General features: G+C 63.5%; 10 protein-coding genes. 3 read left to right on the forward strand and 7 right to left on the reverse strand.

All coding sequences use genetic code 11. The features are described from left to right. Nucleotides 1-351: 351 nt before the first annotated feature. The gene (locus ACWDTD_RS20280; protein ID WP_449748924.1) at nt 352-813 is read left to right on the forward strand and encodes a hypothetical protein; all 462 of its coding nucleotides are present in this window, start codon (nt 352-354) and stop codon (nt 811-813) included. A 70-nt stretch (nt 814-883) separates the two neighbouring features. On the opposite strand, the gene ACWDTD_RS20285 is transcribed toward ACWDTD_RS20280, so the two are convergent. The 5 genes from ACWDTD_RS20285 to ACWDTD_RS20305 all read right to left on the reverse strand — a co-directional run bounded on the left by ACWDTD_RS20285 (nt 884) and on the right by ACWDTD_RS20305 (nt 6,978). Then, complete coding sequence (locus tag ACWDTD_RS20285; protein ID WP_449748925.1) at nt 884-1,381, reverse strand: hypothetical protein; 498 nt, start codon at nt 1,379-1,381, stop codon at nt 884-886. Nucleotides 1,382-1,770: 389 nt separating this feature from the next. Continuing rightward, nucleotides 1,771-4,596: a DNA methyltransferase gene (locus ACWDTD_RS20290; protein WP_449748926.1), complete on the reverse strand. Its 2,826-nt coding sequence runs from the start codon at nt 4,594-4,596 to the stop codon at nt 1,771-1,773. 214 nt (nt 4,597-4,810) lie between these two features. Next, nucleotides 4,811-5,740: a hypothetical protein gene (locus ACWDTD_RS20295; RefSeq protein WP_449748927.1), complete on the reverse strand. Its 930-nt coding sequence runs from the start codon at nt 5,738-5,740 to the stop codon at nt 4,811-4,813. 179 nt (nt 5,741-5,919) lie between these two features. Beyond that, on the reverse strand, nt 5,920-6,117 hold the full coding sequence (locus ACWDTD_RS20300) for a hypothetical protein (RefSeq protein WP_055476435.1): 198 nt from the start codon (nt 6,115-6,117) through the stop codon (nt 5,920-5,922). Nucleotides 6,118-6,306: 189 nt separating this feature from the next. After that, nucleotides 6,307-6,978 carry an 8-oxoguanine DNA glycosylase OGG fold protein gene (locus ACWDTD_RS20305; RefSeq protein ID WP_449748928.1) on the reverse strand — a complete coding sequence of 224 codons (672 nt, stop codon included), beginning with the start codon at nt 6,976-6,978 and terminating at the stop codon, nt 6,307-6,309. A 558-nt stretch (nt 6,979-7,536) separates the two neighbouring features. Here ACWDTD_RS20305 and ACWDTD_RS20310 point away from each other — a divergent pair. Beyond that, nucleotides 7,537-7,980, forward strand: coding sequence for a hypothetical protein (locus tag ACWDTD_RS20310; RefSeq protein ID WP_231894176.1), 444 nt, complete (start codon nt 7,537-7,539; stop codon nt 7,978-7,980). Nucleotides 7,981-8,007: 27 nt separating this feature from the next. Continuing rightward, the gene (locus tag ACWDTD_RS20315) at nt 8,008-8,337 is read left to right on the forward strand and encodes a hypothetical protein (RefSeq protein ID WP_005195283.1); all 330 of its coding nucleotides are present in this window, start codon (nt 8,008-8,010) and stop codon (nt 8,335-8,337) included. A gap of 53 nt (nt 8,338-8,390) precedes the next feature. Here the strand turns inward: ACWDTD_RS20315 and ACWDTD_RS20320 are convergent, their stop codons facing one another. Together ACWDTD_RS20320 and ACWDTD_RS20325 are read right to left on the reverse strand one after the other, a co-directional pair. Next, nucleotides 8,391-8,771, reverse strand: coding sequence for a BlaI/MecI/CopY family transcriptional regulator (locus ACWDTD_RS20320; protein ID WP_005180013.1), 381 nt, complete (start codon nt 8,769-8,771; stop codon nt 8,391-8,393). A 47-nt stretch (nt 8,772-8,818) separates the two neighbouring features. After that, nucleotides 8,819-9,592, reverse strand: a complete 774-nt coding sequence (locus tag ACWDTD_RS20325) for a sensor histidine kinase (RefSeq protein WP_449748929.1) — start codon at nt 9,590-9,592, stop codon at nt 8,819-8,821. Nucleotides 9,593-9,700: the final 108 nt, after the last annotated feature.

The following is a 9,700-nucleotide window of genomic DNA, read 5'->3' on the forward strand; positions in this document are numbered from 1 at the left end:
GCGACCACACCGACCCGACGAACGCTAGAGTAGAAGCCGCCTCCGGGTAGGGAATTTCAGTGAGCACACCTGGGGAAGATCGATGAGCCTCGTCAAAGGCACGCCCTCCCAGATCCACAGGTCTTGATCATTCCTCTTTGAAGCGGTCGTGACATAACTACTGCCGCATGGCGTTGCTCACCCAAACCGAACTGATCCGGGTCCTGCACCCAGAGTGCCGGGGTCGCCATGCGCTCGAAAGGTGATCGGCGTTTGCGATATCCAGAGTCGGGGCACACCCCCAGCATGCCACCTGGGCGCCCTCAGACGTCTCGTCGAATCTCGCCGCTTGTCGCCGTGGGCGTGGGCGCCGTGGTCATCGTGGTCGTCGTGGTCGTCACTGTCTTCTACATCCACAGAACGAAAAGCGCGCCGGAAGAAGAAGGTCCAACTATCGCTGGCACCGTCAGGGATTGGCTTGCGGCAGTGTGTCTCCCCAGCACTGAAACTGATATCGGATATCGGGGTATGTCAGTTGACCTCTACCAGCACGCCACGACCGCGCAGCGTTGCTTCAACGGCAGGCGGGAGCCCATCGCGGTCGCTTCCTATGAGACGCAGGCCGACCTTTCCCTAGATCTGTCTTGCCACTATGCAGGCTGGTGGACCACAACAAAGCTTGAGGACGGGGACTACTTACTATTTCGCTCGAACCCCACCTGGACACGTGAGCAATCGAGTCTCTTACCTCTCGAGCAGTTCGGCTTCACCATCACTCTGGAACAAAGGAAACCGGACGGGACTACGCCGCAGTGGTGTTACGCACAGTATTGATCAAGCCGGTTGGTGATCTCGGGCCCGCCCCGGTGGGTGCCACGACTACCGCGGCACCCACCGAACAGTCTCAGTTCGACGAACCTTCCTGGTCTTCGCGGACCAGCTTCACGATCTCCGGTAGCACCTCGAACCCGAGAGCTCGCTGGAATCCCTTCACGCCAGGGTCGTAGAACGTCGACACCGGATAGTCGGTGTCGTGCGGCAGCCCGTGCTCGTCTTCGAGCCAGTCCGCGGCCACCACAAACGGTGCGGTCCAGTTGTTGAGTCGCCGCGAGTCGTCGTAACCACCCAGCCGATACACCGACGCTCTCGACACGAATCCACCCTGCTTGATAGCCAGATCGAACGCCGCGAGCTGCACATCTTTGCCCCGTTCCTCGAGGTGTTCCCGCAGCAACGTCACGTGGTCGAGAGTCCACCCGGTCGACACCGCGTCTCGCCACGAGCCGTCATCGACCTCGCGTTCGTCGATCTCGGCTTCCCGCAGCGACGCCACAAACCTCAGAATGTCGGCGACTTGCTCAGGGGTCAGATCGGCCACGTCAAGCGTTAGACTGTCAGACATCGAGATATTTCCTCTCGGTTTGAGGCCCCTCCAGGAGCGCACAGCTTCCAGGCACGTTGCTCCAGGAGGGGCTATCCGTGCCGCCCGTTTGGGCGACTACCACAGATTACACGAGCGTAACCATTAGTTCCACCTCTCTAATGCACGGTTAGCACTCTGTAACGTTGCTTTTCCGATTAAATCGTTGTGCGACAACAGGTTTGGCAGATCATGAATCGCCCTTGGCCCGGGGCTTGTGGGGTGGAATTGGCGGGACTCCCCGGTCGTCGCTAACTCGCCGTCTGGCGGCGCGTACGGGGTGCAGGCGGCGGCACACTCTCGCGGTCGCGAGAAGCAATGACCGTGGGTCGCTGTCGTTGTCGACCGTGGCGTCCCAGGCGAGAGTCCGGTTAGGCGTCGGCGGAGAGGTTGCGGTAGAGCTCGAAGAGCAGTTCCAGCCGCTGCCGCTCGTTATTGAGTCGCCGGCTCGCACCGAGGGCCGTGTCGACTTCTTTGTCGAGCCGGTGGTGTGCCTTGAGGAGTTCTGGGTCCATGGCGAGGGGGTTGTATGCCTCGGCGAGGCTGCGGCTGGGGTGTAGCGCGCGGGCGGCGAGAACTCCGCGCCCGGCGGCAATAATCTTTGCGCGAGTCGCTGATGTCAGTGCCGGGACCGGAAGGGTGTTCCACGTCAGCGTGTTTGCGAATCGCACTCGTGATTCCAGGCGGCCGCCGATGGCCTTCTGCCAGGCGATGAACATCGCTGACGATACGAGAGCGAACTGCAGGCCGTCGGTGTCTTCGATGGTAAACGTGAGATCGCTGGCGATGGTGGTCGGGCCGATCGCCGCGGCAATGTAGTACGGGCGTGTCTCGCTGCACACTTTCGGCAGGCACAGGTGAGGTACGTCGCGGTGGGACCGTTGGCCGAACAGGTGGGGGGTCGACGCCATGGCGCGCGTGCTGGCAGCTTTGCTTCGGGATCGCATGAGCGCGACCTTTTCCAGACGCTCTTTCAGGATGGGGCTGCGTTTGATGTCGGCGGGGTCCATGTCCACGAGCCATAGGCACCAGCGCGGCAGATTGTGGAGCAGTTCCCGCGAACCAATGAACGGTCGCACGTACTGTGCAGCGACTGGATCGGCGATGACGGAGGGATAGTCGTCGTTTTCGACGATGAGGTTTCCCTCGTCGCGGGCCATGTTGCCGAAGACTGCGGGCACGATTTCGGGTGAGAGTGGTCTATTACGTTTGGTGATCAGCACCGCCGGTGCGTCGACGAGGTAGGCGTTGATATCGGTGGTGACCTGCACCGGTTCTGGGTCGGCTTTCGGTGATGGATAGGTGAACAGTCGCTGTTTGACTGTCAGGTCCTTGGTGAAACCGACAATGACGCAGTGGACAGCGGCTTTGCCAGGCGCTTGGGAGTCCCAGGCGAATGTGCGGTGGGCGAATGCGATGCGCCAACCGTTGGCGGTGATCGGTCCGAACAGCCGTGGCACCTGGTCGCCCTGCACGATTGAGTTGGTGGTGACGAACGCGAACGCGCCAGGTCGCTGCGCGAGGAGGTCGAGGGTCTTGGCGTGCCAGGCTGTCACGTAGTCGAGCCGGCTGATGTCGCGGGTGCCCCACGCGCGACGTAGCTGCTCGGCTTGATCGGCGGTGCGGGTGGCGTGACCGAGGAACGGTGGGTTGCCGAAGACGAACGTCTGGCCCGCTACGGCCGGCAGTTGCGCTTTCCAGTCAAGGTCCAGGGCGTCTGCGTGGGTGATATGGGCGGTGATGCTGATGGGAAGGCGTTCAGGGGCTTGCCCGATCGCTTCGGCGAGGTTGCGGTTGGCCTGGTGGTCGACGAGGAACATCGCGGTCTCAGCGATTTTCGCTGGCCACCAGTTGATTTCGAATCCATAGAAGCGGTCGATGGTCAGCTTCTGTTCGAGGGTGGCATCGAGCGACATTCCGGTCTCGCCAAGTCGACGGCGACGTTCGACGATGATGTCGGTTTCGATTTCGCGCAGCTTGGCGTAGGCGACGTTGAGGAAGTTGCCGGAGCCGCAGGCGGGATCGACGTAGATGTTCGAGGCCAGTTCGTCCTGGAAGGCGGCGAGTTGGGCGGCGCTGGTGGACTTGTTCGCGATCAGGCGGTCAGCGCGGGCCCGGTAGGTGTCAAGGAACAGGGGCCCAATGGTTTTGAGGATGTTGTCTTCGGTGGTGTAGTGCTCTCCCGCGGTGCGCCGCGCCTCCCGGGACTTCACCAGCTGAAACATCGCCCCGAAGATCGCCGGGCTGATGCGGGTCCATCGGAATCGGCAGGCAGCCAGCAGAGCTTCACGCATGTCGTGGGTGAAGAAGTCCGCTGGCATGGTGTCGAGGAACAGTGCACCGTTGACGAAAGGGAAACGGGCGATCAGGTCGGGTAGCGTGCGTGGGCGCCGCTCGGCGGGGGTGTTGAGAACCTGGAATAGCGTGACGAGTTGACCGCCGAGGGTGTCGGCGGTGGTGGTCTGATCGACCCACCGGTAGAACAGGTCTGCCTCCCACAGGCCGGCATCGTCGCCATAGAGCAGAAACAGAATTCTGGTCAGGAACATAGAGGCATGCTGGACGGCGGCGTCCTCCTCGTCGGGATGGTGCGCGGCCCCGTCCGCGACCGGGGCGTCGGCATCGTCACCGACCATAGCGGCATAAAGACCAGCCATGAGTCGCGCGGCGTGGATGGAGGCGTCCTGTTCCTCGGCGCGAGTGACTGTTTCATGACCGGCGAGAAACAGCAGTTCGTCGAGATGCTCCGGGCTCTGCCCGACGGGGAACTCGACCGACCATGACTCGTCACCAAGGCGGTCGATGCGAATCCGGGCGAAATCTGTGACCAGCACATACTTAGGGAACTCGTGTTGGCCGATCGAACCGCCGGCCAGATAGTCCAATGCCTGGTCGTGTGCCTTCACCAGGTCAGCACCCACCGATTTCGCTTCGCCGATGAACACCCCGGATTGGAAGACGTCGATGTAGCCGCCACGGCCGGTCGTAGCGCGCACCGCGTCACGCTCGAACAGATCACGTCGGGAGGCGTTGATGCCGAAGCAGCCGAGCAGGTCTGACCAAAATGACTGGGCATAGCTTTTCTCAGTGTGCGGTGCTGCCGTGCTCGTCCATTCGGCAACCGTGCCTGACCAGTGATTCGCGAAATCGCGAAGCCGGCGGAGCACCTCTCCGCGGTCTACACCCGTTGCTGACAACCGCCCAGCTCCTCCCCCGGCACTATCGCACCGCGTTTATCCGCTCATCATCACATCCGGCACGCCTCACACGTGGTGCGGCGTCGCCGACACCCTTTCCGCGCTGGCTGGACGCCCCGGACTGGGCTACACATACGATTCGCGACCGCAACGCAGATCACCGCGCCGTGCCGACGGAGTGCCTTGGGGTGTTAGCCGAGTAAACGGACTGAGGTCAGGTGTCTGTGGTGGGGTCGGCCCATCGCACGGTGCTGGGGTCGACGATGTAGTGCTTGCGGTCCTCGCCGATGATCAGGTGCCGGGTGCCCGATTCCCACGCACCGTCGACATGGTGGGGGTGGTAGCGCCCGACGACGAGGCGGCCCGGTTGCTGACGTCGCGACGGCGGGAAGTCGCCAGGTGGGTAGTCGCTGAGCCGGGCTCGAACGCGGTCCCCGCCGCCGGCACCGGTAGCGACGGAATAGGCAGTGTCATCGTCAGACCACTCATAGCCGCATGCGGCACACCGGTATTCCAGGATCGGTCCGGTGACGACGCAGCCGGCGAGAGCGACACCTGGCCCCGGAGGGCCAGCAGGCATGCCCCAGAGCACTTCGAGGGTCCGTTCGGCAGAACACGACGGACACAACGGCCGCCGCGCGCAGACCAGATCAGCGAGACTGACCGGCAGGGGTTGATGCAACCGGTCGTGACAGTCAGGACACACCGCCACCGGGGAGCCGTCGGCAAACGCGGGGTCCTCGTCGTCGCCGGCGTTGCGCTGGTGGGATTCGGCAGGCAGATCTTCGGTGAACCCTCGACCGCAGCCGACACAGTCGGCCGGCCCGAACGGTGCGCCGGGCGGGGCGTCGGCCGGATGCCAGCGACACCAGGAGTCGTCGACCTCGCGCCACGGCGTGGGGTGGGCCTCTTCTGCTTCAATCGCGGCGAGAAACTGCTGGCCCAGGGTGTCATCGGTGATCGTCACCGGCGCCTCCGGCAGGGTGTCGCCTAACCGCTTTTCGATCGCCCGCAGCGACAATCCCTGGTCGAAGGGGCCCCACTCTGAGTCGGGTTCGGCGTTCAGGCCATCGTCCTCGGAGCCGCGGGACAGGGTGTCGATTTTGATGATCGCTGGGCTGGGGGCGTCGACCAGGTACACCATGATGTCGCCGGCAGCATACGTTCGTGGCGTCAGCCATACGAGATCGTCAACATCCGGGTCGTCGTCATCGCCAGGGAAGAAGCTATTTACGGCTTGCGGCCACGGCTGAAGCAGGCATAACTGCACTCGTCGGCCGTCCGCATTGCCGGTGCCGGCGACCCGTGGGGTTCTCCTGCGGGCTACGATTCGGCCCATTCAGCGAATTCCTTCCACGAGATCGGAATACGCTTCTGCCCGTGCTTGGGTCGCCACTGCAGATTGCCCTCAGAAACGTAAAGGGTGCCGAGAGTTCTCCCGTCGATCGCGACATCGAACTCGAAGTCGATGCCAGCAACGCGCACCCTACTGGCGCTGAAACGCACGTCGTGATCAGCCACGATGATCCTCCCAACAACGGCACAGTCTGGTGTCGATCCCTCTCGCGAACGTAGCGAACGACCATGTCTTGGGCAATGATCTGCCCGGAACCGATGCCAGTTCACCGGGCCAGCGATCGCCGGTTGCTTCGGGACCTGACCAGACCCCCGGGGCGGGTTGCTCGTGTAAACGTAGTGCGGTGAGGGCTGTCAGCGGCCGAACAGTGCTCGTTCGATCACATCCGGGGTGGTGTCGAAGTCGTGGGCCCAGTCCGCAGCCAAATCAAGGTAGCGGCCGTACATGTCAGCGGGGCCGTCGATCTCCCACTCTTCGGTGGTCACTCGACGCAGACTGTCTACAACCCTGCTGTCATAGATCAGTGGGCGGCCCATCAACGCATTGGCGTCGTACCCGCCGAAGTAGAGGAACTTGGTGAAGAAGCCCGCCGCCAGTCCGGTGATTTTCAACCGGTTGCGCCCGCTGAGGGCTCTGTAGGCGCTGACCGGCCCCTCGGTCCGCACGACAGCCAGAGCCTTGGCGAGCTTCTCCGCGGCGTCGGGCTGGCTGAGGGGACGCAGCGCCCGCACCATCGTCAGGCCCGGACTCGTACCCCACACCACACACGCCACGTGCAGTTGCGCCGCTACCATCGGCGACCCGTCCTGCACCGCTCGGGCTGCGACCTCAAAGACATCGCGGCGCGAAACCACTCGATAGCGACCACTGCCCGCCGACACACTGTCGAGCTCGCCAGGCCACATCGCAGCATCCGGCAAGCGTGCGCGCACCGCAGCCGGATCGAACCGAATTGACTGGCCCAAGACCCATTCGCGATCGGGAACAGAACCGTCGGGAAACAAGGTAGTCAACGCGATCGGCATTCCTTCACGCTACCGGCAGATAACCGGAGATACGCGAACGGTGTGTGACATAAGATCTATTATCGGCGAAACATGTTGCCGCGCTGCATGATTCGTCACCAGTGACGAAACGATGCGCCACAGTTGTTGCCCGAGCGCTCCGGGCAGTTCGTCGGCGTAGGTGGGCGCGCCGTCGATGCTGTCGGAGGCCGCGGCTGCTGCGTCGGCGGGCAGATTGTCGGGAAGGGAGGACTCGATGCTGCTGCGATAGGCCGCTGTTCCGACGCTGCCGAGGACTGCGACCCCGAGCGAGCGGCCCAGGGTTCCTCGCCTCGGGAGGCCTCGGTCCATCCATGGGGTAGAGCTGCTCCCCCTCCGCTCAGCGTCCTCCGGCTCATCTGAACTACTATTTGGAATAGTTTCAAGATGGCTGTTGGAGGTGCGGTGATCGCAAGCGTTGTGGCCCAAGGGGCACTCTTGGGGCTGTTCGGTGCGGTCGTAGCGTGTGGTGTCGCCGCTGCCCGTCGGCCGGGTCGAGGTGGGGAGGCTTGGCGGGCGCTCGTTTCGAGTGCGCTTGCTGTGAGTGCGGCCGGCGGCGTGATGGTGGTTGCTCCCCAGGGCTTTTTCGCGGCGGCGATCGTGTTGGCGCTGCTCTGTGTTGGGGCGTTCATGCTGTTTTCTGCTCGTCTGCACGGCGCGTCGTTGGCGGTGATGGTGGACTCGCTCGTGTGGATGGCCTCGGCGATGTGGGTGTTCATCGTGTTCGCCGCTACGGGCGGGCCGATCGAGGGTGGTGTGGTGCCTGCTGATCCGATTGCCGAACTGGCGTTGAGGGCCGAGCTCAATCGACCCCCGAGGTGGGTCCGTACTGGCAGTGTGATCGCGATTTTCGGTCTGGTGGCCGCGATAGTCTTCCGCCTGGCCCGGCCGGCCTCCTGTGGTGATTGCTTCGAGACCCTCGTTCCCGGCGCCCACGCCCGATGGCCACAAAATACGAAGGTGGTTAGTAGAAGTGGGGTGTGATGCGGGTGTGCGGGGAGGTGGTGAGGCATGACTGACGGTGTCGCGGTGCGGCGTGCGGGTCGGTTCGGCCCCCGCGGTCCTGCCCGTACGATCTCCCGTGCGGTGGGTCTTGCTGTGGTGATGTTTGAGGCGGTGGCCGCGTTCTGGCTGGTGATGCTGCTCCGAACGTCGGATCTCGTGCCATCCGACCCCCGCTCAGGAGTCGGGCGCGGTGATCCGGTTGAGCTGCGGGTGCTGACCGCTGTGGATGTGCACGACTGGGTGTCGGCTCTGAGTGCTGCGGCCTTCGCTGCGGGTGTGGCCGGTGCGCTGGTGGCGCGTCTACTCCCAGCAGTCAAGGGGCGCGCGACCGGTTGAGTAGTCGGGCCTGGGCCTCGCCGGAGTTTCCCTTGTCGGAGGGTTTCTATGGCTTAGGCTTTGGTGCCGCCGCCGCGGGTGTGGCGAGGTTTAAGGGTGAGGTATTCGCTGAGCACTTCACGCTCGGCGGGTGTCACGGTCTGGGCGAAGTGCATCAGTACTGCCGCGGAGTCCCCGCTGGCGTCGAGGACTTGACGCAAGGTGCGTGAGGTGGCCTCTTCACGGGTCTGCATGGGGAAGTACCGGTAGGCGCGGCTGACTTTTTCTCGACCGACGAACCCTTTTTTGTGCAGGTTGGTGACGACGGTGAGCACTGTGGTGTAGGCCGGTTCGCGGTCGTGGAGTTCCTCGACTAGGTCGTGCACCGACATCGCCGCACCGGCTGACCATAGCACGTCCATCACTGCGCGTTCCAGTGAACCCAGCCCAGTCATTTTCACCCACCATCTCTAGATGCGGGTCAATCTTACGACGGACTACCTCAGTTAGTAGCTTGGTCCCGTTGGAGCGCATCGGCAGCGCCGCGACGCGGGCGGTGTTTGAAGGCCACGGAGAATTCGGTTCCAGGGGTGCTGCGGTGGATGTGACGTCGGGTGGTGGTCGGCAACGTGATGGTGAAGGTGGCTCCGTGTCCGGCTCCCAGGCTTTCGGCGAGCAAGGTGCCCCCATGGTCTTCGACGATAGAGCGGGCGATGGTGAGGCCGATTCCGCTGCCGCCGGCGTCTCTGGTGCGTGAGGAGTCGGTGCGGTAGAAGCGGTCGAAGATGTGTGGAAGGTGTTGAGGGGGAATGCCGTCACCGCAGTCGACGACGCTGATGCGCACCGCGTGTGCCGGGGCGGTGTCGGCTTTCACTACGACTCGCTGGCCCGGGGAGCTGTGTCGCAGCGCGTTGGTGAGCAGATTGAGCAGTACTTGGCTCATTCGTTCGGCGTCGACATGGATGTGTACGCGCGCGGCGGTGGTGACGATGCCTAGCGTGACTTTGGCGTCGGTGAACAGGTCGGCGGCTTCTTCGTAGGTCGCGATGAGCAGTTCGTTGACAGTGATCGTCGCCGGGTGGAGGGGCATCTGATGCTCGTCGGCGCTGGATACGGTCGCGATGTCCTCGGCGAGACGCTGCAGGCGGGTGGTGGCGGTGCGCACGACGTCAAAGGTCTGTGAGTCGGGAGCCCGGATTCCGTCTTCGATGGCGTCGGTGATCGCGCCGATGGTGGTCAGTGGGGTGCGCAGTTCGTGGGCAAGGTCTGACAGCATCCGCTTACGGATGTGGGCCTGGTGCACGGATAGGTGACAGGGTTAGTCACGCGGCCTGAGGGGCCTCGTGGTTGATGATGGTCTCGAATTCAATGGGGGTCAATCTGC

The sequence above is a fragment of the Gordonia sp. NPDC003425 genome (assembly GCF_053588635.1).

Bases quoted from the DNA above. Each gene is read 5' to 3' on its own strand.
- ACWDTD_RS20285 (WP_449748925.1), bottom strand. From the start codon at position 1,381: ATGTCTGACAGTCTAACGCTTGACGTGGCCGATCTGACCCCTGAGCAA.
- ACWDTD_RS20295 (WP_449748927.1), bottom strand. From the start codon at position 5,740: ATGGTGTACCTGGTCGACGCCCCCAGCCCAGCGATCATCAAAATCGAC.
- ACWDTD_RS20305 (WP_449748928.1), bottom strand. From the start codon at position 6,978: ATGCCGATCGCGTTGACTACCTTGTTTCCCGACGGTTCTGTTCCCGAT.
- ACWDTD_RS20315 (WP_005195283.1), top strand. From the start codon at position 8,008: ATGACTGACGGTGTCGCGGTGCGGCGTGCGGGTCGGTTCGGCCCCCGC.
- ACWDTD_RS20320 (WP_005180013.1), bottom strand. From the start codon at position 8,771: ATGACTGGGCTGGGTTCACTGGAACGCGCAGTGATGGACGTGCTATGG.
- ACWDTD_RS20325 (WP_449748929.1), bottom strand. From the start codon at position 9,592: ATGCTGTCAGACCTTGCCCACGAACTGCGCACCCCACTGACCACCATC.